General features: G+C 67.0%; 24 protein-coding genes. 10 read left to right on the plus strand and 14 right to left on the minus strand.

Annotation, left to right across the window (positions count from 1 at the left end; genetic code table 11):
• Together AB0J09_RS27280 and AB0J09_RS27285 are read left to right on the plus strand one after the other, a co-directional pair.
• On the plus strand, window positions 1–284 hold a 284-nt coding region (locus AB0J09_RS27280), incomplete at its 5' end, for a hypothetical protein (protein WP_360696841.1).
• Between the two features lie 221 nt (window positions 285–505).
• On the plus strand, window positions 506–1933 hold the full coding sequence (locus AB0J09_RS27285) for a hypothetical protein (protein WP_360696844.1): 1428 nt from the start codon (window positions 506–508) through the stop codon (window positions 1931–1933).
• 387 nt (window positions 1934–2320) lie between these two features.
• On the opposite strand, the gene AB0J09_RS27290 is transcribed toward AB0J09_RS27285, so the two are convergent.
• The 3 genes from AB0J09_RS27290 to AB0J09_RS27300 form a co-directional block, all read right to left on the minus strand.
• Window positions 2321–2734: an NUDIX domain-containing protein gene (locus AB0J09_RS27290; RefSeq protein WP_360696847.1), complete on the minus strand. Its 414-nt coding sequence runs from the start codon at window positions 2732–2734 to the stop codon at window positions 2321–2323.
• Window positions 2735–3241: 507 nt separating this feature from the next.
• Entirely contained in the window at window positions 3242–3682 is a 441-nt protein-coding gene (locus AB0J09_RS27295; protein WP_360696849.1) for a hypothetical protein, read from the minus strand.
• Between the two features lies 1 nt (window position 3683).
• Window positions 3684–4115, minus strand: coding sequence for an HNH endonuclease (locus tag AB0J09_RS27300; protein WP_360696851.1), 432 nt, complete (start codon window positions 4113–4115; stop codon window positions 3684–3686).
• 282 nt (window positions 4116–4397) lie between these two features.
• Here AB0J09_RS27300 and AB0J09_RS27305 point away from each other — a divergent pair, with 282 nt between their 5' ends.
• On the plus strand, window positions 4398–5360 hold the full coding sequence (locus tag AB0J09_RS27305; RefSeq protein ID WP_360696854.1) for a hypothetical protein: 963 nt from the start codon (window positions 4398–4400) through the stop codon (window positions 5358–5360).
• 275 nt (window positions 5361–5635) lie between these two features.
• Here AB0J09_RS27305 and AB0J09_RS27310 read toward each other — a convergent pair whose 3' ends face one another.
• Genes AB0J09_RS27310 through AB0J09_RS27325 form a run of 4 tightly spaced genes read right to left on the minus strand, consistent with a single transcriptional unit; the run spans window position 5636 to window position 11482 of the window.
• Window positions 5636–6073 (minus strand): hypothetical protein, encoded by a 438-nt coding sequence (locus tag AB0J09_RS27310; protein WP_360696857.1) that lies wholly within the window; start codon window positions 6071–6073, stop codon window positions 5636–5638.
• Entirely contained in the window at window positions 6070–8286 is a 2217-nt protein-coding gene (locus AB0J09_RS27315) for a hypothetical protein (RefSeq protein WP_360696860.1), read from the minus strand. The genes AB0J09_RS27310 and AB0J09_RS27315 overlap by 4 nt, the downstream gene beginning before the upstream one ends.
• The gene (locus tag AB0J09_RS27320) at window positions 8283–10025 is read right to left on the minus strand and encodes a hypothetical protein (RefSeq protein ID WP_360696863.1); all 1743 of its coding nucleotides are present in this window, start codon (window positions 10023–10025) and stop codon (window positions 8283–8285) included. The genes AB0J09_RS27315 and AB0J09_RS27320 overlap by 4 nt, the downstream gene beginning before the upstream one ends.
• Entirely contained in the window at window positions 10025–11482 is a 1458-nt protein-coding gene (locus AB0J09_RS27325; protein ID WP_360696866.1) for a hypothetical protein, read from the minus strand. The genes AB0J09_RS27320 and AB0J09_RS27325 overlap by 1 nt, the downstream gene beginning before the upstream one ends.
• A 310-nt stretch (window positions 11483–11792) precedes the next feature.
• Here AB0J09_RS27325 and AB0J09_RS27330 point away from each other — a divergent pair, with 310 nt between their 5' ends.
• From AB0J09_RS27330 to AB0J09_RS27350, 5 genes are all read left to right on the plus strand, one after another.
• The gene (locus AB0J09_RS27330; protein ID WP_360696869.1) at window positions 11793–12086 is read left to right on the plus strand and encodes an aquaporin; all 294 of its coding nucleotides are present in this window, start codon (window positions 11793–11795) and stop codon (window positions 12084–12086) included.
• A 2-nt stretch (window positions 12087–12088) separates the two neighbouring features.
• Window positions 12089–12328 (plus strand): hypothetical protein, encoded by a 240-nt coding sequence (locus AB0J09_RS27335; RefSeq protein WP_360696872.1) that lies wholly within the window; start codon window positions 12089–12091, stop codon window positions 12326–12328.
• On the plus strand, window positions 12328–12471 hold the full coding sequence (locus AB0J09_RS27340; RefSeq protein WP_185105361.1) for a hypothetical protein: 144 nt from the start codon (window positions 12328–12330) through the stop codon (window positions 12469–12471). The genes AB0J09_RS27335 and AB0J09_RS27340 overlap by 1 nt, the downstream gene beginning before the upstream one ends.
• Window positions 12472–12484: 13 nt before the next feature.
• Complete coding sequence (locus AB0J09_RS27345) at window positions 12485–13417, plus strand: DUF5996 family protein (protein ID WP_360696876.1); 933 nt, start codon at window positions 12485–12487, stop codon at window positions 13415–13417.
• A gap of 329 nt (window positions 13418–13746) precedes the next feature.
• A complete protein-coding gene (locus AB0J09_RS27350; protein ID WP_360696879.1) occupies window positions 13747–14910 on the plus strand; it encodes a low temperature requirement protein A in 1164 nt (387 codons plus the stop codon).
• A gap of 241 nt (window positions 14911–15151) precedes the next feature.
• Here AB0J09_RS27350 and AB0J09_RS27355 read toward each other — a convergent pair whose 3' ends face one another.
• The 3 genes from AB0J09_RS27355 to AB0J09_RS27365 are packed head-to-tail and all read right to left on the minus strand — an operon-like array spanning window position 15152 to window position 16878.
• Window positions 15152–15451, minus strand: coding sequence for a GNAT family N-acetyltransferase (locus AB0J09_RS27355; protein ID WP_346114091.1), 300 nt, complete (start codon window positions 15449–15451; stop codon window positions 15152–15154).
• 50 nt (window positions 15452–15501) lie between these two features.
• Complete coding sequence (locus AB0J09_RS27360) at window positions 15502–16269, minus strand: pirin family protein (protein WP_346114092.1); 768 nt, start codon at window positions 16267–16269, stop codon at window positions 15502–15504.
• 39 nt (window positions 16270–16308) lie between these two features.
• Entirely contained in the window at window positions 16309–16878 is a 570-nt protein-coding gene (locus AB0J09_RS27365) for a YceI family protein (protein ID WP_360696884.1), read from the minus strand.
• Between the two features lie 110 nt (window positions 16879–16988).
• Between AB0J09_RS27365 and AB0J09_RS27370 the strand changes: the two genes are divergently transcribed.
• Window positions 16989–17459, plus strand: coding sequence for a MarR family transcriptional regulator (locus AB0J09_RS27370; RefSeq protein ID WP_360696887.1), 471 nt, complete (start codon window positions 16989–16991; stop codon window positions 17457–17459).
• Between the two features lie 67 nt (window positions 17460–17526).
• Here AB0J09_RS27370 and AB0J09_RS27375 read toward each other — a convergent pair whose 3' ends face one another.
• From AB0J09_RS27375 to AB0J09_RS27390, 4 genes are all read right to left on the minus strand, one after another.
• Entirely contained in the window at window positions 17527–18204 is a 678-nt protein-coding gene (locus tag AB0J09_RS27375; protein WP_360696890.1) for an alpha/beta hydrolase, read from the minus strand.
• Window positions 18201–18518, minus strand: coding sequence for a hypothetical protein (locus tag AB0J09_RS27380; RefSeq protein ID WP_360696893.1), 318 nt, complete (start codon window positions 18516–18518; stop codon window positions 18201–18203). Before AB0J09_RS27380 ends, AB0J09_RS27375 begins: the two co-directional genes overlap by 4 nt.
• A 345-nt stretch (window positions 18519–18863) precedes the next feature.
• Entirely contained in the window at window positions 18864–19316 is a 453-nt protein-coding gene (locus AB0J09_RS27385) for a VOC family protein (RefSeq protein ID WP_346114098.1), read from the minus strand.
• A gap of 302 nt (window positions 19317–19618) precedes the next feature.
• Entirely contained in the window at window positions 19619–20293 is a 675-nt protein-coding gene (locus AB0J09_RS27390; RefSeq protein WP_360696896.1) for a tyrosine-type recombinase/integrase, read from the minus strand.
• A 47-nt stretch (window positions 20294–20340) separates the two neighbouring features.
• Here AB0J09_RS27390 and AB0J09_RS27395 point away from each other — a divergent pair.
• On the plus strand, window positions 20341–20593 hold a 253-nt coding region (locus AB0J09_RS27395), incomplete at its 3' end, for a hypothetical protein (RefSeq protein ID WP_360696899.1).

The raw sequence follows: 20593 nt of genomic DNA on the forward strand, positions 1-20593 counted from the left end.
ATGATCTTCGCGCCCGCGCCGACAACGGCAACTCGTACGCCGCCGGGCGGCTGGTCGGCCTGACCGCCCGCGACCGCCAAGACATCGACCAGGACACCCGGAGCGTCCCGCAAGAAGCCGCCCTGCTTGCGGGTTGTTTCATGGGCGACCCATGCAACACCGCCCGCGGCCGGACGCGTCCCGCGCGGACGCCGGCTTCGCCGATGAGGATGCCGCTGAAGGCACGGAGCACTGCCCATCCGCGGGCGCGGCGCAGGGTCGCGGCGTCCGGGGCCGACCGGTAGGCGGCACGGAAGCGGTCGGCGGCACCCCCACGGTCCTGTCCCGTACGTGATCCCTGCGCCAGGGAGGAGCATCAGATCACGAGTTGGGCACTTCACCCCGCAGACGATCCCAGCGCAGTGGAATCGGCTGCATGCACCCTTCGGTTGTATGGACGGATGCCGATCTTGCCATGCCGCTTGCTCCGCCTGAGCCGTCGGGCTGGCAGCCTTTGTGGTGGGGCTTGCCCACCGGATGGGATGTGCCGATCTTCTCGGCCGACCTTAAGGGCTGGGTGGTCCACGAGGCGCAACGCCACTACGGGAAGCTGTGGCCGGCCGTACCGGCCGAGCTGGCCACCGCCGAGCATCTGGCCGGGTGCGACCTACGGCCGCGCAACGCGCTGCGTCCCGACGCGTTTCTCATCGGCCCTGCTCACGTGAACGGTCGTCCAGCTTCCGTGCCCCAATCCGTACAGAACGCCCTCATCGACGACCACCACCTTCTCGTGGCCGCATCTTTGGGCATCCCCGGCGAGTTTCCCGCCGTCGTTGACCGGTATCCCGTACGTGCCCTGTATCGACACGACCAGGCGCTGCCCCACGACCGGCCGCCCACAGCAGCCGAACGCGCTGAGGATCGCTGGGAAGCGGCCACGTGGGCGACGAACGTCCTTGCCGATCCCGGCAGCGTCATCCTGGAGGTCGGCACCTGGGGGGAGATCGACAACCCCGTCGGCAACCAGCACGAGCGGGCCATGCTGTGCGACTTGGCGATCTACAGCAGCACGGGCGAGACATTGCTGGACACGCTGATCAATCCACTTCCCGGTGACGTTCTTCCGGCCGCGGATCTCGCACGACACCACGTCACGCCCAAGCACGTGCGAGCCGCCCCGGCCTTCCGCGAAGTCCATGCCACGGTGGCCGCGATGCTGCGGGGACGCCAGGTGGTGTGCCTCGATCGAGCCCGTACCTACGGCGTGTTGTTCTGCGAACTGGAATTGTGCGCCAACAGCGGCTACCCACCCGAAGGCAACGGCATGCTGGCACCCGAGCACAAGGCCATGCTCCACAGGTGGAGCCGTGCCCGGTTCGCCTGCCTGCGCCTGGCCCGCTCTCGATTCGCCGGCCAGTGGGACAACCGATGCCAGCCCAACCTTGTCGACCGGGTGACCGAACCGGCCCGGGCGATCGAGCGTGCGAAGGCGGCGAGGGAGACACTGACAGCGATGGCCGCCACGGCGCCGAGCCGGTATCGGCAGTGGTGCCTTCAGATCGAACAGGCCGAGCGTGTCGGCCAGGATCAACGGCGGGAACTGACTATCCGTGAGCAGCGGATCAGACAGCAACGCACCCGCGCCGCACTGCTGGAGCGCAGTGGCCGCCGGTGTGAGAATCCCACCTGTACCGACACCGGCTACCAGCAGGACGTCACCGATGCTGGTGAAGCGCTGCTGGAGGTGCACCACACCGATGGCGATCCCACCGCCGCGTTCGCCCGCGGAGCGCGCGACCACCCTGCCGCCGCGCTGGCCCTGTGCCGCAACTGCCATGGCCTGGTCACTCACGGCCGCAACCGCGACAGGCTCAACCAGATCTTCGCCGCAGCGGCGAAGGAAGCACATCGGCGGCTCCTGGCGTTCCAAGCGCACTCGGGCGTGTCAGATTGATCTCGATGGTTCCGCTCTTATCTTGGGTTCTCAAGCGACCCTGCAGTTCAGCGGCCCGGTCAGGGTTAAGGCACGTTAGGCAAGTGGGCCGAGGGCGGTGAGTGTTGAGGCGGTGCACGCCGAAACGCCTCAACACTTACGCTGTGCTGATGAGCCGTGGGCCGGGGAAGATCCAGCGTGCCGTTTACGAGCTGCTGGCGTCCGCGCGGACAGTCGAGCCGTGGCCGGTGTACATGTCAGCGATTGGGGGGTGTTCACGAGTAGGGCCGACCAGGAGGACAATGGGGGTCGAGAAGATCGCTTCCCGAAGGGGTGGTGATCGTTTCCCGTACTGCCGCGTCGTCGACGGGGGCAGACGAGTGGACGCTTGCTGCAGTACGTCGCCTGCTATGGGGCGCCTGGCAGGTCTCGGCGGTGAATCCGCTGGTCGAGTTCCCAAAGCGCTGTCTTGTCGTCGTCGTAACGCAGCGACTCGTATGCGGCCTGATACGGCAGCCACTGTGTGTCTCGATGCTCCGAGGAGAGCACTATCTGGGCCTTTTCTCGGGTGACGTCGCAGGCGAAGAAGTGCTTGGGCACGATATAGAGGTTGTCGGGCCAGAGCTTGCTCGCCGCAAAGCAACTCTTCTCTACTCCGCTTACCATGTCGAGCTTGAACAGCGGTCCTGCCGCAGGCAGGCCGGTCTCCTCGGCGAACTCGCGACGGGCGGCGCTCTCCAGATCCTCGCCTTCTTCGACGCCGCCAGCCACGCTCTGCCAATGGGAATCATCCGCTCTCTGAAAGAGAGCGTATTCCGGCATACCTGCGATTGTCCGGAAAGGAAAAACGAGCACGGTGTAGGGCTGGCGCATATGGCGTGTCCGATCTAGGAGGCTATGTATTGAATGTTCCGAGCAGCGGGAGAGTGACGGCTCGGCGATGACTACCTGACGATGGACGGTCTCTTCCCTCCCGGTCCACGGGCCGCCGGAGCCTCCGCCTTGCGTTGCTGGCGGTGGCTCATCCTCGGCAAGCAGTTTGCGATCTTACTGAGGTCCGCCGGTGCAGCACCGCTGTCGAGCCTTCCGGCGGTCTGCAGTCGTGGAGGCGGAGCTGTGCTCGGCTGTGAGGGGCCTGTTGCAGATGTGTCTCTTCACGCGGACTGCAAAGCCATCTACAGTTACGTTTTGCAGGCGCTGTGTGACTCTGTGCAGCCGCAAACTCTCGCGGGTTAAGCACGGCGCCAGTACGTGGCCGCGGAAAGGCGCCCCGAGCTCTTTCCAGGGTTACGGTGGCGTCATCGGGAACGCCGAGATTCAGAGGACTGCTTAGCGTGTGACAGCTTGCACCACGCCGGCCAGTGGTTCTTCGACACCGAACCTGACTAGGACTCGCTGCTGCGGGAAGGCTTCACCATCAGGTGAGAATGATGGCCAAGATACAAAGATCTGTCCCAAGAAGAGCACTCCGTCGACCGGACCTGCGGCCGTATGAACTGTTGCAGGCACGACAAGTGCCGGAGTGACCGGCTTTTCTTCATGGACTCGAAGAACCGTGAGCCCAAAAGCTGACGCGCTCGCTGGAATATCCTCTCGCGTCGAGGCATCCCGGGCAGCAATGAGCTCGTGACGGATCTGATCGGCTCGGGGGCCTTCGAGTATCCCCTTCTTCATGCATTCGGCAAGATATGCATGCTTAAGTAGTGCGAGGCGGTAACGGTTGGGATGTGGCTCGAGGCCATCTATGTCGATCTGGCCGCTCAGGAGCATGTCACGGATTGCCGGATCTGACGGACCATCCAAAAGCCAGAAAAACTTCCCCCGTTGTCATGTCTGTCCGCCGTAGGATTCGGTACGCTCGTCGCGTTCCTCGCACGCTTTCAGCTTCAAAGCGTGGAATCGTAATCGCGAGGTCGAACCAATCCTTTAGATCGTCCTCTACGAAACTGCCCAGTCTTGTATTGCATGGCTTACAAGTGCGAGTCAGTATTTTCCCGCCAAGACTCTTCGGCGGCAGGTGTTCATCCGAGTCTGGCGACGCACCGCAGATCGGGCAGTCTGCGAAGCGTCGATAGAGAATTGGCTCTCCAAGGCTGATTCGGCCCGTCTCGGCAACCCCATCGGGCTGGATGCCAATCCTGGCGCTCTGCCCACCAGAGAGGCTAAACGACATAGAATGGGGTGCGAGGGGTCTGCGACTCATGGAAGCACTCTACTCCGGCACATGGTCACCAGTTGCTATTTTTAGGGTCGCCGCACTGATTGAAGCCGGGCAGCAGCTGCCCGAACATCGCACACACACACCGATCATCGGTGCTTCCTGCTGCATGGGCCGGGCGGCCCAGTTGCAGTTGCAGTTGCGCTTGACGAGATCTTGCTACCCGTGGGGTACACCCTCTGCCGCCGAGCTCGCATGGTGGCCAATCAGGCTGACAGGAATCGCGCGCGGCACTGTCCAAGTCCTCCGCGCTCTACAGTCATACCCATGGCTTCGATCAACTCCGATGATCTGCTCTCCTCAGCCCGGGACTTCGCCGACAGAGCTCTGACAGCCCACCTGGAGAACGACTCCAAGGTCATTCTCTTCAACGCCGCCATCAGTCTTGAGCACCTCTGCAAGGCGTACCTGTGCTCGCTTGATCCGGCGTTACTTATGGAAATCAAGCAGGGTCAGTTCGATTCCCTGCTGCACCTGACCGGGCACGGCTCCAAGGCCAGAAAACCGGCGGATACGCTCCGCACGATCAGCGGCCGTGAGGCCGTGACGAGGGTGAAACATATCCTGCCTTCACTATCGGTACCTGACGAGCCGATCTCACGCCTGATCAACGTCAGAGACGGCGTTGTCCATACAGGACTCCTCGACCAGCGCCGGAGCCGAGAGGCACTGGTCGCCTACCTGCGCCTCAGCAACGACATCTTCGGTGCGCTTGATGTGCCGGCCGGAAGTCGGTGGGGTTCCCACGCCGACCTGGTCGACGCACTCATCTCCCAAGTGCTGACCGAGATTGAGCAGGACATCAAGCAGCGCATCGCCGCAGCGCGGCTACGCGTCGGGAAGCTGTTCCAAGGCATTCCCGAGGATCAAAAGCTGGCCATCTCGCATCTTCGCCAAGCGGCTGTGAGCCCGCCAGTCCCAGATGATGACGAGTACGAGCTCCTCAATGCCACCTGCCCGGCGTGCGCCGACCCGAGAGCGTCATTGCTGTATGAAATTGAGTATGAGCCGGAGGTTGACGTCGAGGGCGATGGCCAGGGCGGCTACCGCTCGTACGTGGTCGGCCAAGAAAGGATCCTTCACAGCCTGCTGCTGGAGTGCGGCGTCTGCGGTCTGCGCCTGAAAGATACCGACGAGCTGGAGGCCGCAGGTATCGAAGCCATCCTCGCGGATGAGGAAGAAGATGATGGCGACGCAGCCTATGACGCGTGGAGGGAGTCTCGGTTGTGAGGACCGAACCCTCCATGCCGGCGACCGGGCACGCCTCCAGGCTGATCAATCTCACCCCACAAGCTTGATCCAGCACGCTGCCTCAACGGCCACCAGGGCCTGCCGTCTTCCGTTTCGAGAGGGAGGCGGAAGGCCCGGGCCACGCCTCAAGTTGTCCGGGCCGCCCCAGCGACCGACGTCCGCCGTCGGCACCGCCTTGACGTCAGTGCCGATCGACGGGACGTCGCAGGACTTCATGAGCCGCAGACCGGGTGATGGCCAGCCCACAAGCCAGGCTATTCGGCGTGATCCTGCCGCAGCTGGTGCACCTTGGCGGGCCGGGCGAGCTGACGGCGCAGCCGCTCTAGCTCCTCATGCTGAGCGGCGATTCGTGACACCGCCACGATCTTGAACTCGCGCAGCTTCGCCAGCTCGGCGTCCCGGTCCTGGACGCGGTCCTTCAGCTCGGCGACCTGCTGCTTGAGTCGCTCGATCTGCGCCTCGCGCGGGTCGGAGATCTCCCCGGCCTCGCGCAGCCGGTCCCGGCGCTGCTCGAACTCCTCCTTCAGCGCGCCGTAGGTGGTGTAGAGGGCGTTGCGGGAAATGCCCGCCTCGGCGGCCAGCGTCTTGACGTCGCACTTGCCGCCCGGCGGCAGCTCACCGCGCAGCAGCCGGTCCATCGCCGCCCTGATCCGCTGCTCAGTGGTGCGCCGCTGATCTTCGGTGATCCTCACGCCAACGCCTCCTGACCCGCCCCGCAGGCCGCGTCGATCTGCCCCAGCACCGTCAGCATCCGCTCCACCTCGGGCTTCAACCGGCGCTTCTCCCCGGCAGGAAAGCGCGGGTTGGCCTGGAACTCCTGCATCGCCTCGGCGCGGTCCTGCCACACCGGCCGGTGGCAGGGGTGGTGCGTGGCCTGCGGACAGCGAGCCGAGTCACACATCCCCGCCAGCGGCTTCTTGGCGTCCGGCGTACCCGCCAGCCGCAGACACAGCGCCTTGGCCGGATCCCGGAACCAGCAGTAGTTCGCCGCCCCGATATGCAGCGTCTTGGCCGTCTTGCGCAGCAGGTTCTCCAGCCGCCGCTCGGTGTCCAGCACGTTCGGCTCCCCGAGGGGCTCCTGCTCCTTGAGGGCCGCGTCGACGTGGACGAAGGTGTCGATGAGGTGCCGCGCGCCAGGGCCGGCAGGAGTGATGCCTTTCTCGTGGTAATCCCGGTAGATCTGCGCGGTCAGCTCGATCTTGTGAGCCTCCTCCTCCTTCTGGACCTCGGCCATGAACAGCGCCTGCGAGCCGCCCGGCCGCGCGGTGTAGCCCTCTGAGGTGGCCACTGAGAGGTGTTTGAGGGCCACCTTGGCGGCTAGTACCCCGCCGGGGCGGCGGCCCAGCTCCAGCGCCAGCGTGCGGCGCAGCATGCGCAGGCTGACCGGGCCGTCCGGGATCGGTTCCAGCCCCAGCCGCTGCCCGGCCGGGCCGTTGACGAAGGCGCGCAGCTTTCGGTAGCGCTGGTAGAAGTTCAGCTGTCCGAAGACGGGCTCTCCCTCGGCAGCTCCTGTCAGGCGTCCGGCTAGGGCGACGGCACGGTCAACCTCGGGCAGCACCACCCACTCGTCAGGTTCCCCGCCGAATCTGCGTTTCTTGATCACCTTGCTGGCCAGCCGAAATCGGCGCCCACCACCAGGGATCTCTGCCGGCTCCCGCCGGGAGCCGGGCGTAATCTCCATCAGTTCGCTGGCCCGCATGCCGCTGATGGCCGCGGTGACGACGATGGCGGCGGTCATGGCGAGGGAGGCCATCGAATGCACCTGCAGGCTGCCCAGCGGCTCGGTCCACGCGACCATGCGCGGATCGGCGGCATGCTGGTCATCGGCACGTGGCACCAAGGGCGCCTGTCGGCCGAAGGGCTCCTGCAGCCCAAGCTCAGCCACTGCTCGCTCAAGTGTCGGCCTCATCGTGGTGCTGAGTGTCTCACCGAGTTGCTGGCGCCCGATTCGCCAGGCCAGAGGTGAAGTCTGCAGATGCAGCAGCGGATCGTCGGGGCTCCACCCCAGCCGCAGCCGCCTGGCGACCATGGCAGGTTCGGCCCGCATCAGCGGCTCGCTGCGGCGATGATGCCATGCGATCACCCCTGCGAGCTTATGACGGTCGCTCAGCTTCGCCCACATCCTCAGCGTCTCCGCCTGCCGGATGGTGTCCTTAAGCTCCCAGAACAGGTCCGCCGCGTGCGGGCCAACGACGTCGACCAGGTAGAGAGCGGCGCCCAGTAGCGCCCGGAAATGCTCGTCGGGCACGGGCGGCGTGCGATTGACGTAGTCCCGCTTGACGCCCGCCACCTGATGGGCATTCTTGCTCTTCCAGGGCACGAAGCCCGGCCGATAGCCGTCGTGCTCGAACAGTTCCCCATAAAGCGCCAGAGCTTGCATCGTGGCGACCTTGCCGGCCACCGACTTGGCTTCCAGCTCCCGTTGGGGCTGGCCAGGGACGGGCATGCTCAGGCGAGCCTCGGCCAGCCAGGCATCGCAGTGATCCTGCGTGACCTCGCTCAACTCGGTGATGCCCTGCCCGGTCAGCCAGGCGAACCAATCGGTGAGGTTACGCAGGTGCTTAACGACGGTTCGCGGCACTCTAAGGGTCCGGAAAGCGAACGGCAAGATCGCCACGCGCTCATGGTCGGGAGCCAGCCCGGCCAGCACGAACTCCTTGGCGACCAGCCGCCAGCGCAAGTTGGATATCTGCGTGAAGTCCAGTCGTTTTTCATGATTACGCATTTGCCGGGGAGCGTCGGCCAGCCCGCCTAACTCCCACACGTCATCGTCGAACACCGGCCGGATGGCATCTGGCCGCAGCCGCAGCCGAGCCAGCTCGCAGATATCGGCTCCGGCGAACACCGAGCGCCGCATCGAGCTCGGATCGCCGACGGCGGACAACCGCATCAGCTCATCGGTCATGTCGTCTCCTCCGGACGTAGGGGCAGCTCGTGGTCGTCATCGGCGACATGGCGGGCTGCCGCGGCGAGCGTCCGCTCGTTGAAATTGGGCAGTATCTCTCTGTCGAGCCGCTGGGCATAAGGGCCGAACACCCGCATGAACTGCGCGACGGGCATCTGGGCGGACTGACGGGCGAAGAACGCCTTCAGCCGCAGCAGATTGGGCGCATGCCGGGGCATGAACAGTGCCAGCGGACACATCAGACACACCCACGGCCGGGCCGGGCAGGGGGTGCCGGCGGGTGCGAACGGGCTGGCCAGTTGGTCGGCGCAGGCAGCGGTGAACACATCGCGCTCGCCGCCGACCAACTCGGCCAAGGCGGTGCCGTCCAGACCAAGGCTGTCAATCGTTGCGGGCAGCGCGGTGACAACCTCCGACAGCTGCTCATCGGAGATCACCGCGGGCGGATGAGCCTTGCGCAGGACGTCGGCCTGAGCCTCAGCGATGATGGTCTCGACCGCCTCCCTCTGGGCCGGAGTCGAAGCCGACAGATAGTGATCGCCTTCGACGGCTGGGCTGTGGTTGGGGTCGATCGTGACCCTTCCGCTCCAGCCTCGCCGCGCCAAGATCGCATGAAAGGTGGTCCGGATCCTGGCACTGTGCAGCGGGAATGCCGAGCCGTCGTCGGCCTTCAGGCCATGCCTGCTCACCCAGGCGCCCGAGTACCCCGCCTTCCGCCCCATCCGGCGGATGAGCTGGCCGGCCCCGGTGCCCGCTCCCACCGTGACCAGCCACAGCTCGTTCCGCAACTCATCACCGGCAAACAAGCGGGCAGGGGCCGAGTGGTCCAGCCAGCGTTCCAGCAGGCGCACGGCCCCCTTGGGCAGGCGGACACTCTCCGGGCCGGTCCGTCGTTTGACGTAGTCGAGAAGGATGGCGCCGTCCCCGGCCCAGTCGATATCGCCGACACCCAGCGCGGCAATCCCGTCCGGGACGATGCCGCTGTAGGCGCCAAACAACACCTTGAAGGCAAAGACGATGTCCTTGCTGGGAAACAAAGACTCACGCAGCTCAGCCAGGCGCGCGCTGGTGCCCGTGTCGGTCACCCAGCTCGCCGGCCTGCCCAGATAGGCGGCCAGATCGTCACGCAGCAGCGGCCCCTGCCCCATCAGCAGATGCGCGAGATCCTCCGCCACGACCCCCGCCCTCCGGTCACCCCCGCGTGGATCACCACCCGATTTCGCCAGCTCCAGGACATGCCGCTGCCGGCCCCGGGCCTTGGCGACCAGCGCCTCACCGCATTCGATCAACCGGGCCCACTCCGCATCGCTGTAGGGCTGAAGGGGGGTGCTGCGTGCCCAGACTTGGAACAAGCGTCCCTGCAGGAAGCCACGGACCTCCTCGTCCAGCCGCCCCGTCACCGCGTTGAACGCCTTGAACATCATCCGGCCGGACCTTTCCTGGTCACGGCTCATCGCCAGCCACAACTGCGCCAAGTGGTGGCGACGCAAATCCTCTGCTGACCCGTCGAACCCGGCAGCGCTCAACTGGCGGACGGTCGCACGCAGCGCGCAGCAGTACCTCACCGCGGTCCCCTTAGCGCCGATGCCGCCGTGCGGATGGGTGCACTGCGCCAAGCCCATGGCCAGGTCAGCCGCCAAGCGGGGATTGGGCAGGCCATCCAGCCGCCCTGTCCACCGCGTGCCGTCGGGGAAGGTGAACTCCACGGCCAGCGGCTCCTCGATCACGTGCGCGGGCATCAGCCCTCCTCCCGCTCGAACTCGTCCGCCACCTCGTTCGCCACGTGCTCCTCGGCGTCGTCGGCGGTCAGCCCGGCGGCCCAGCCGGCCTGTTCATACGCCTGCTTGAAGATCCGCGTGGCATCCAACCTGCGGATGTAGACCTGCGTGGTGGTCACCGAAGAGTGCCCCAGCAGGTCCCGCAGCACCTGCCACGGGTCGCTCTTGGTCAGATAGAGCGCCAGTCCCGCGTTGGCGTCGGTGGCGGCCACCAGCGCGGCAGCCTGCTGGTAATAGCCCCGCGTCAGCAGCTCCAGCGTGCGCATGGCGAAGGTGTGTCGCAGCCGATGGCTGGACACGATCGGGAAACGCGGCTCGAACCGCGCCCGGATCCGCCGCGACGCGCGACGAAAGACCGTGTCCCAGTCCACGAACGGCGCCCCGCGGGACTGCACCGCCAGCAGGCACGAGCCGCCGCCCGGGGCGACGAGCCGCAGCCGCTCGGCGGGCTTGAGCGAGCGCCAGGGCAGCCGCGTTCCGTTGATCGTGCCGCCCTCCCAGTCCGGATTCGTCACATGCAGCGGTTCGCCGGACGGCCGCCACGACGACCCCTCGGCCGACAGCTGACGCTCCAGCTCGATGTACTCATGCACCTTCGCCAGCGCGTCGTAGCTGATCCAGGTCAGGCGCTGCTTGCTGCCCTTGGTCACCCCATGGCCGGCCGCGAACGGGATCGGCACCACGGTCCGCTCGCGCGGCAACGGCGGCACCTCATAGACCAGCAGGTGCGTGAACTCCTGACGGCGCAGCCCTGAGGCCAGGACCAATTCGCCCATCGCGGCGTTGCGCCCCAGCTCCCGGCCCCGGTAGCCGTCATCCGGCGTGCCGTCCGGCCGCAGGCCCGCCAGCGCCTTGATGAAGCCCTCGGCGAAGTCGGGCTCCAGGTACTTGATGGTGGTGTGCGGCTTCGGCTCGCGGACCTTGGCCAGGTTGCGCTCATACTCGCGCGGCACCCCATCCAGCAGCCGCGTCGCCTGCCGGTAACTGAACGGCACCGCCGACGCATGTCCCTCGTCGACCAGCCACCGGTAGAACAGCGACAGCGCCTTCATGTGCAGGTTCCACGTCGAAGGGGCCAGCCGCTCCTCCAGCGGTCCCGCCAGCCGATGCCCGGCGTACGAACTGAGCGCGTTGCGCAGCTCAGTCCGCTCGCCGAACGGGTTGACCATGCGGGCGGTCAGGAACTCCAGCCACTGCCGTACGGCGTCGGCGTACACCCGCCACGTACGCGGCGCCGGGGCACCGCTGACGGGCAGCTCACGCAGCCACCGGTTCGCCAGGACCGCGGGCCGTATCCGGCCGTTCTCCTCCAGCACCAGGTCCTCATCGATCAGGACCGGCATTCCTTCGCGGATCAGCGGGGCTCGTTCCAGATCCCAGCTCTCCCAACCCTCAGAAGCGAAGGGGACTAACAGCATGAATAGAACTCCCGTTCGGTACACAGGTGGATGCAAGTGACTATAGCGAGCTATGCATGACCGTGGACCAGGACCGAGACGGGATTCAGGACACGCCAACTAAGCAGAGACAACGGCCGAATACGCGGTGGGCACGCATCTTATCTTGGGTTGTCGGACCCTTCCAGCAGGTCAGAGGATGATGATCTCTTCTTTCACGTAGGCCAAGTTGACCGAACTCAGGTCCGCTGGGTCGGCGTCCTCCTCCCGATGGTTATCTGGGGTTGTCAAGCGAAGTAGCTAGGAGGCCGGTGCCCAGGCGGGTGATCTGGTGGATCACCATGTTGGCGTGGCGGGTGCTGGTGATCAGTCCAGCGCGTTGCAATACCTCCTGATCGGCTCGGCCATCGTCCTGCTCGGTACGGCAACAGGAGGGTCGGTCAATCCGGCACGCCAGTTCGGACCGGCCGTGGCGTCCGGCCGCCTCGACCTTCTGTGGGTATACATGCTTGCGCCCCTGGTCGGGGCGGGGATCTCCGCCGCCATCCTGAACCGTGTGCACAAGCGCCGCGAAGTGCTGACGCACCGGCTCTGCGGTACACATCCGAATGGTTCCCCGCTGTGAACATGAGCCGACGTTCCGGCCAGCACACCACCCCTGCCGCGCCCATCCTGCTGGCCACCACCGGCTACCCACCTCCACCAGTGATCTCGCCAGGAGTCCCCATGCCCACCAGCACCCTCCCGCCCGCCACAGCACCAGCGCCTGAGCTGATCGACGCCTTCAACCGCGACGGCTACGCCATCATCCGCGACGCCTACGACCCGCTTCTGTGCGCCGAACTGCGCCCGCGTCTCATCCACTGATGGACATCGTGCAGGTCAGTGCCCAGGTCGATGCCGAGCGCCGGGTGTCCAGCCAGGAACTCCTGCGCTCGCTCGCACACGACCACGGGGTGGCCGTCTTCTCCGCGCGCGACCTTTGGAGACCGTTCGATTACACACGGTAGCTACGATGTGGTCATGGAGCTCTTCCCTGCCATGCCGCTCGCGGAGTGGGCCGAGGCCAAGGAGACCTTTCACCGGTTCACGCAGATTGTCGGCAAGATCCGGCTGTCGGTGAGCAACCGGCGCAACCACTGGTGGCACGTGCCCTTTCATCTGACCGGGCGCGGGCTGACCACCCGGCCGATGGGTGGGCTGGGTGAGCAGCCGCTGTTCAGTATCGACTTCGACCTCGTACGCCACCGCCTGGTGGTGGACGTGCTGGACGGCCGCAGTGCGGAGTTCAGCCTGATCGGCCGGTCGGTGGCGTCGTTCCACGAGCGGCTGTTCGAGACGCTGGCGGGGCTGGGGATCCGGCCGGAGATCTGGGCGGTGCCGTTCGACCTGAGCGACGACACGCCGTTCGCCGAGGACACCCTGCACGCGCGCTACGACCCGGTGCTCATCAACCGGTACTGGCGGATCCTGTCCCAGGTGGCGCAGCTCCTCGACCGGTTCGCGGCGGACTTCTCCGGCAAGATCAGCCCCGTGCACCACTTCTGGCACACGTTCGACATTGCCGTCACCCGGTACACCGGGCGCGCCGCGCCCATATCGCCGGAGACCGATCCGGTGACGCGCGAGGCGTACAGCTGGGAGGTCATCAGCTCAGGGTTCTGGTTCGGCGACGAGGAGCGGCCGTGGCCGGCCTTCTACTCCTACACCGCGCCGGAACCCGAAGGGCTGGAGCGGGAGCCGCTCCGTCCCGAGCAGGCCGAGTGGATCGCCGCGCGCGGCAGCCACCTGGCGGTACTCCGGTACGACGATGTCCGCGCGATGGGTAATCCGGTCGCCGCCGTGCTGGAGTTCCTTGACAGCGCCTATCGGGCGGGTGCCCGGCTGACGGGGCTCGATGTGCACGCGCTGGCCTGTCCGGGGGGCGTCACGGACCCGCATGACGCGAAGGCCTGAACACACGAGAGCGCCCGTCCTCCAGGGAGGGCGGGCGCTCAACGAGTGCGTACCGGTGCGCAGGTCGCCTCTCGGCGAAAGGGGCAACGCCCACCTCGCACGGTCGCATGGACGTCCTCTCCCAGTCCGACGACGGACGGTCCCTGGTCGCGGACTACCATGACGACACAGGGCACCGCCTCGATGTTCACCGTCGTCGGCGGGAAGGCCGGCCGAATCGACACCGGTCAGGCGGACCGGGTACGCGGCCTCCGACTCTGACGATCGTAAGGGGAACGGATGACGCGCGATCGGCGAACCCGACTCGGGCCAGGCGATGGCTCCGCACGATGCGGGCGCGGGATCCGCGCGAGGCGCACCGCGCTGCTACCCCGCTGGAGCTGCTGTTCGACCTCTGTTTCGTGGTCGCGGTGGCGCAGGCGGCCGCCCAGTTGCACCACCACGTGACCGAAGCCCACCTCGGCGTCGGGCTGTTGGGCTATGCGATGGTTTTCTTCACGATCTGGTGGGCGTGGATGAACTTCACCTGGTTCGCCTCGGCCTACGACACCGATGACGTTGCCTATCGGCTGCTGACTCTGCTCCAGATGGCGGGTGCTCTGGTACTGGCGGCCGGGGTGCCCGCCGCCGCGACCTCCTATGACCTCACCGTGATCACCATTGGTTATGTGGTGATGCGCGTGGCGCTGGTCGCCCAGTGGCTGCGGGTAGCTCGGCAAGATGCCACCGGCCGCCCGGCGGGGATCCGGTATGCCGTCGGCATCATGGTGGTCCAGGCAGGCTGGCTTGTTCGGTTGGCGCTGCCGCATCCATGGGACTACACGGGGCTCGCGGTGCTCGTCGCCGAACTACTGGTGCCGATGTGGGCCGAGTTCCGGGGCACGGCCACGTCGTGGCACCCTGGCCACATTTCTGAACGCTACGGGCTGTTCACCATCATCGTCCTCGGCGAGGTCATCTTCGCTAGCCTTACCAGCATCCAATCCGCATTGTCCGAACACGGCGTTTCCGGACAAATGCTGCTGATAGCCGCTGGCGGCCTCATCCTGGTGTTCACAATGTGGTGGATCTACTTCATGGGCCCGGACGCCGCCCTGAGCACGCCGCGTATCGCATTGCTCTGGGGTTACGCCCATTACCTGCTGTTCGCCGCGGTCGCCGCACTCGGCGCAGGCCTACAGGTCGCCGTTGACGTGGCCGTGCATCGCGCCCACGTGGCCGCGACGACGGCGACGTTCGCGGTGGCGGTTCCGCTGGCCGGGTTCGTCCTGGTCATGTGCTGGCTGCGCCGACTGACACACACCGGCCTGGCACATCCGAGCCTGATGGTTGCCGGGGCAGTCATCGTGCTGGTGCTGGCGCTGGCCACCCCCGTCCTAGGTGTCGGCGGGGTGATTCTGTCCATCGGCATCGCCGCTGCGGCCACGCTGACAGCAGCTCTTGTGGCCACGCACCGCGACGGGGTACCCCACCCTCCACCGGAGGCACGGTGACATGGTGCTCGATCTCCATCGACTGGCACACCTCATTGCCGTGGCGGAGGACGGCGGCATCGCCACAGCCGCACGCGCCTGACAAGTCCCAGCAAGCATCGCGATCACGCTCATGCCGAGAGGATGCTCGATGGGTCAGCGTCCTGTCAGCCGCGCGCCGTGGTAGGCCTTCGCTGTCAGCGGCGGGAACGTGTCTTCGACCGGACGGTCCATGGGTCGTTCCTTTCGCATGGCCTGGGATTCAGTCCGTGACCTTGCTGGCCGCCCGGTACTCCAGGTGCGCGTACTCGGGGTGCCGGATCAGCCACCCCGCGATGAAGGGACAGACCGCGAGCACCCGCAGGCCCTCCGCCCGGACGGATTCGACGCCTTCGCGCGCCAGCATGGAACCCACACCTCGTCCTTCATAGGCCGGATCGACCTCGGTGTGGACGAAGGCGACAAGCTCCGCCGTGCGAATGTAGGCGGCGAACCCCGCGAGCGTCTCGCCGTCGTGGGCCTCGAATCGGTTGGCGGTGTGATTGTGGGTCACGATGATCATGTGGTGGTCTCCGAGGGTCGGGTGATGAAGCAGTCGGTGTGGGGGCCGGCTCAGGCCGCGATGGTGGCGTGCATCTCCCACACCAGGATCTCGGCCGGCTCCGTGGCGATCACCCGCTGGCCGCCGATGGCGGTGAACCGGGCCGCGTCGCCGGTCGCCAGTTCCCCCGCTCCCTCCAGGCTGACGGCGCCGCGCGCGACGAACAGGTGCAGGTAAGGGGCCTCGGGGAGTTGGACGGCCTGACCGGGCTGGAGCCGGGCGGCGTACAGGGCGGCGTACTTGTTCCTGATGCGGATCGCTGCTTCGCCGTCGTGCTTGCTCATGCCCGAGGCGACCGGGACCAGGCCACCGGAGAGCAGTTCGTGCTCGATCTCCAGTTGTTCGTAGCCGGGTGTGATGTTGTTCTCATCCGGTACGACCCACATCTGGATGAAGTGCACCGGGTCGCGGTGGACTTCCCCGCCGAGTCGCCAGGAGTCGTTCTTCTCCGAGTGCAGGATGCCGCGGCCGGCGCTCATCCGCTGCGCCAGGCCGGGATAGATCACGCCGTTGTGGCCGGTGGAGTCCTGGTGGACCAGCGAGCCCTCCAGAACCCAGGTGACGATCTCCATGTCCCGGTGCGGGTGGGTGTCGAAACCGGTGCCGGCGTCGACGACGTCGTCGTTGTTGACCAGCAGCAGACCGTGGTGAGTGTTGCGGTGGTCGTAGTGCTGGCCGAAGGAGAACGAGTGCTTGGAGTCCAGCCAGCCGAAGTCGCTCGTGAAGCGCTCCGCGGCGCGGCGAATGTCCACGCCGTCCGGAAGGATGATGTCGCTCATGGTGCCTGACCTCTCTATGGGTGGTGAACCGGGTGCGTTTCAGGCGGTCTTGATCGCCGAGACCTCGAACTCGAGGACGATCTTGTCACCGACCAGGACGCCGCCGGTCTCCAGCGCGGCGTTCCAGGTGATGCCGTAGTCCTTGCGGCTGATCGTGGCCGAGCCCTCGAAGCCGGCCCGGAGGTTGCCGAACGGGTCGGTCGAGGCGCCCTCGAACTCGAACGGGATGGTGATCGAGTTGGTCACGCCCCTGATGGACAGGTCACCGGTCAGCTCCAGGCTCGTCTCGCCGGTCTGGCGGACGCCGGTGGTGACGAACGTGATCTGCGGGTGCTCGTCCATCGCGAGGAAGTCGTTGCTGCGCAAGTGCGCGTCCCGCTGCTCGTTGCGGGTGTCGATGCTGGCGGCCTGGATGGTGACGTTCGCGCTGGACCGGCTCGGGTCGGCGCCGTCGGCGGTGAAGCGGCCCTCGAACTTGTTGAACGAGCCGCGGACCTTGGTCACCATCGCGTGCCGGGCGACGAACCCGATCCGGGTGTGCGCCGCGTCAATGACGTAGACGCCGGACAGGTCGGCCAGCGCGGGGGGGACGGCGTGGGCGGTGGTCATTGCTCTGCTCCTTCTGGTCAAGTGGGCGTTACCCATTTAGGTGACGCATCACGTACATGACGCATCCAACTTAGGTGATGTGTCAAGTATTCCCGGGTAGGCTTCTGTCCATGGACGCAGCGAGCCCGTGGCTGACCGAGCAGCAGCAGCATGTCTGGCGCAGGTGGTTGGCGTTGAACGCGCGGCTGCCGGCGGCCCTCCACCGTGAGCTGCAGGCAGACGCCGGTCTGTCCCTGCAGGACTACGACGTGCTGGTCCGGCTCACTGACACGGCCGAGGGCCGCATGCGGGTCTCCGACCTCGCCCGCGCCCTGCAGTGGGAGCGCAGCAGGCTGTCGCACCATGTCACCCGTATGGCGAGCCGCGGACTCGTCGAGCGCGAGGAGTGCTCCGACGACGGGCGCGGCGCCTTCATCGTGCTGACACCGGCAGGGCGTGCGGCCATCGAGCAGGCGGCACCGGCTCACGTGGGCACCGTGCGCAGACTCGTCTTCGACTCGCTCTCCGAAGAGGAGCTCGACAGCCTCGCCGCCATCACCGACAAGGTGCTCACCCAGTTGGAGCGGGACGCGACGCCTTGAACGCGGCAGATCCCCGCGTTGGCGCACCCGGCGTTGGGCGCCGAGGTGGAGTTCGAGCGTGTCGCGGTCACCGCCGAGCCTGTCGTGATCTATGTTGACTGCCCGCCTTCGGCCACCGAGTGCGGGCTGTCGTTGGTCGTGGCCCATGGTGGCTCAGCGGGTGTCGCGGGCCGCGCGCTTGATGAGGTCGGTGACCGCGGCGGGTTCGGAGACGGAGACCGCGTGGGAGGCGTCTTCCACGGTGACGGTGCGGGCGTCGGCGCGTTCGGCCATCCACTGCTGGGGCCTTGGGCGGGATGTTGTAGTCCTGTCCGGCGATCAGAGCGTAGGAGCGGATGTCCTTCCAGGCGGCCTTGGTGGCCTTCTCCTCCAGGGCCAGGATGGAGACCGGCCGCTGGGTGGCGGCCATGATCGCGGCGGTGGTGGCGGGCACGTCGGCGGCGAACTGCTTGCGGAACTTGTCCTGCTTGATGGTCAGCTCGGTGCCGGTGCGGCCGCCGGGCAGGGGGTAGAAGGCGGTGTTGAGGGTCTCGGCCAGGGTGCTGCCGGGGAACTTGGCGGCCAGCTCGCCCGCGCTCTCGCCTGCGTCGGGGATGAACGCGGCGATGTAGACCAGGGCCTTGACGTCGGGATCGCCAGCGGCGGCCTGGGTGATGACCGAGCCGCCGTAGGAGTGGCCGACCAGGACCACGGGCCCTTGCACGGAGTCCAGGACGCTGCGCAGGTAGGCGGCGTCGCTGCTCAAGGAACGGCACATGTCACGTCCCCCTCTCGTGGGCCGCGCATAGCGGCCAAGGCTCGCCAGATGCTGGTGGCGGCTCTCTTGGCCTGAAGCTTGGGTGCGGTGCGTCCGGCTTGCGCGAGATGCTGCAGCGCCGAGTGCCGGAGCTGATGCAGGGTCCAGCCCTGGCGGTGCGGGTCGAGTTCGGCGGAGGCGGTCTTGAACAGGTACTCGGCGCGAGGGTAGGACAGCCGCCCCCGGCCGGTGGTGGGGTCGATGTCGGCTGTGGCCGGCGCTCGGCGTCCGGAGGCAGGGGCGCGCCGGTCGGCCAGGAACACCGGCCCCGAGGTGCGGCCGGTCAGCAGGCGGGGCAGGATCCGGGCGGTGGGGTGGGCCGGTGCACGTATTGAATGGCGCCACCCTTGGAGACGACGCGGGCCCGACGGAACTCCAGAGACGTCCGCCTGGGTGAGGAGACCTCCGCGTGTATCACCACCGAAGCCGACCCCGTCCAGCGCCGCCGTCCCCGCTGAGCTCGACCCTCCAGCCGGATGAACTCACCAGGTCACGTGATCGGCCACACTCGCAGCACCTGATCGTCGTCGGGATCGAGCGCGACCCGGTAGCCGACCGCGTGCAGCGCCTCCTCATGCGCCGCTCACGCCCGTCCCGGCCGGACGGGATCAGGCGGGCGGGTCTGCGTAGACGTCGTGCAGCATGCCGGTGGCTTGGCCGACCTCGATGAGGTGCCCGTCCGGGTCGCGCATGTAGCAGCGGATCTCGGCCTTGCGGTCGATCGGCTCGGTGAGGAACCGGGCGCCGAGCGACGTCGCGTGCGTGTGGAAGGCGGCGATGTCGGCTACGCGGACGTTCATGAAGGCGGTCACCGGGTCGCCGGGCTCGGGCGCCCGCAGCGTAACGTCCGGTTTGTCCGGGGTGGGGCCGCCGCCGGGGTTCATGATGATCCACGTGTTGGCGACCTTCACGATCGCCGGGTTCTCTTCAAGGACGACCTCGCCGCCCAGGACGTCCGCGTAGAACGCGCGCGAGCGGGCCACGTCCCGGACAGTCAGAAAGTGCGTGACTACGAGCCCCTCGACGGGCGCGGGCAGTTGTTCGCGGTCGACCATGCTCATCCCCTCACAGGTTGTGGTGCGCTTTGTGCGCCCAGCGGGCGGGGTCGGCTCCAGGGCGTCCCGATCCCAGCGGGCGACCTCGGCAGCGGGCCTCACTGCAAGGTGTCACGGGTCTCGTGCGAGTCGGCCACGCGCAGCCGCGGCCAGACCTGCCGCCCCATCGCCGTCCCCCCTCGGCCGGATCGGTCGTGCGCCGTTCTCGCGCAAGGGGGTCATGCCCGGCCGGACGGGGGTTAGTCAGGCAACGAACGTCACATCTGGCCGACGTCTTGGTCTGCTTCGCGACGTAGTCGACCACCTCGTCAGGAAACTCCGCCCGCCCGCGCGGGAACCGCCCGTGCTGCGGCCCTCCGGAGCCTGGTGATCGCCGAGTGACGGAGCATGTGCGGCCGGGCCCGGAATCCGGCCTGCTTGGCCAGGCGGCAGAACAACTCATAGGCCGTCCCGTACGACATGGCCTTTCCCAACGGCGCGTGGAACAGGTTCACGAACACCATGTCTCCGGCGTCCCCTGTGTCCCCGCCGATCTCGGCCCGCTCGAACTGGTAGTGCGCATAGAGCTCGATCGTGACCTCGTCCACCGGGATCGCCCGCGGCTGCCGGGCCTTGGCGAACGCGCCGTTGGCGTTAACCCGCCGCCGGACATGAACATGCGGCCCTTCCTCCCGACAGCCCAGCACCCGGGAATCCGGCAGCAGGTGCATGTCCGCCCGGCGCAGCCCGAGCGCCTCACCGATCCGCATGCCGGTCTGCGAAAGGAGTTGGATGAGGAATCTGTCGCGGTCGTGCCGAGCCAGCCCGAGCAGCACGTCGATCTCATCATCCGTCAGCCACTCATAGCCCGGAATCGCGACCCTGTACTTGATTGCGCGGGCCATGATCGTGCGGTGCTGACCGTCCTCGCCCGGGTCGAACCCTGCTGGCAGGTAACGCAGGAACTTCGGCTGAGTGAGCGTGTTGACCACCGTCGGCGGCACCCAACCCTGCAGGCTGCACCACGACAGGAACTCCCCCGACAGTCCCCATGATTGCGTTCGCGGTGCCCTCGCTGCGATGCCGCACCGCGGCGCCCGGTTTGCTTGATCGCGCCGGCATCGGCTCGTCCACCAGCCAGCGCATTATCGCCATCAGCTGGGGAAGGCTCGGGCCGGCCCAGTCCAGCCCATGGCCTCGGCAGTACGACAAGTACAAGGCGATCCGGCCCGCGTACGTCTTCTCGGTGTTGAACGCCCGGCCGGCCGCACGCAGCCCCGCCAGGTACGCGCACGCCTCGACGT

It is taken from the genome of Nonomuraea sp. NPDC049784 (assembly GCF_040659615.1).
Taxonomy (GTDB): domain Bacteria; phylum Actinomycetota; class Actinomycetes; order Streptosporangiales; family Streptosporangiaceae; genus Nonomuraea.

What these genes read in the sequence shown, in the direction of transcription:
- AB0J09_RS27345 (WP_360696876.1), top strand. Translation starts at nt 12,485, where the DNA reads ATGGAGCTCTTCCCTGCCATGCCGCTCGCGGAGTGGGCCGAGGCCAAG.
- AB0J09_RS27315 (WP_360696860.1), bottom strand. Translation starts at nt 8,286, where the DNA reads ATGACCGATGAGCTGATGCGGTTGTCCGCCGTCGGCGATCCGAGCTCG.
- AB0J09_RS27335 (WP_360696872.1), top strand. Translation starts at nt 12,089, where the DNA reads ATGAGCCGACGTTCCGGCCAGCACACCACCCCTGCCGCGCCCATCCTG.
- AB0J09_RS27300 (WP_360696851.1), bottom strand. Translation starts at nt 4,115, where the DNA reads ATGAGTCGCAGACCCCTCGCACCCCATTCTATGTCGTTTAGCCTCTCT.
- AB0J09_RS27350 (WP_360696879.1), top strand. Translation starts at nt 13,747, where the DNA reads ATGCGGGCGCGGGATCCGCGCGAGGCGCACCGCGCTGCTACCCCGCTG.
- AB0J09_RS27370 (WP_360696887.1), top strand. Translation starts at nt 16,989, where the DNA reads ATGGACGCAGCGAGCCCGTGGCTGACCGAGCAGCAGCAGCATGTCTGG.
- AB0J09_RS27320 (WP_360696863.1), bottom strand. Translation starts at nt 10,025, where the DNA reads ATGCCCGCGCACGTGATCGAGGAGCCGCTGGCCGTGGAGTTCACCTTC.
- AB0J09_RS27365 (WP_360696884.1), bottom strand. Translation starts at nt 16,878, where the DNA reads ATGACCACCGCCCACGCCGTCCCCCCCGCGCTGGCCGACCTGTCCGGC.
- AB0J09_RS27325 (WP_360696866.1), bottom strand. Translation starts at nt 11,482, where the DNA reads ATGCTGTTAGTCCCCTTCGCTTCTGAGGGTTGGGAGAGCTGGGATCTG.
- AB0J09_RS27305 (WP_360696854.1), top strand. Translation starts at nt 4,398, where the DNA reads ATGGCTTCGATCAACTCCGATGATCTGCTCTCCTCAGCCCGGGACTTC.
- AB0J09_RS27290 (WP_360696847.1), bottom strand. Translation starts at nt 2,734, where the DNA reads ATGCCGGAATACGCTCTCTTTCAGAGAGCGGATGATTCCCATTGGCAG.
- AB0J09_RS27355 (WP_346114091.1), bottom strand. Translation starts at nt 15,451, where the DNA reads ATGATCATCGTGACCCACAATCACACCGCCAACCGATTCGAGGCCCAC.
- AB0J09_RS27340 (WP_185105361.1), top strand. Translation starts at nt 12,328, where the DNA reads ATGGACATCGTGCAGGTCAGTGCCCAGGTCGATGCCGAGCGCCGGGTG.
- AB0J09_RS27385 (WP_346114098.1), bottom strand. Translation starts at nt 19,316, where the DNA reads ATGAGCATGGTCGACCGCGAACAACTGCCCGCGCCCGTCGAGGGGCTC.
- AB0J09_RS27295 (WP_360696849.1), bottom strand. Translation starts at nt 3,682, where the DNA reads ATGCTCCTGAGCGGCCAGATCGACATAGATGGCCTCGAGCCACATCCC.
- AB0J09_RS27360 (WP_346114092.1), bottom strand. Translation starts at nt 16,269, where the DNA reads ATGAGCGACATCATCCTTCCGGACGGCGTGGACATTCGCCGCGCCGCG.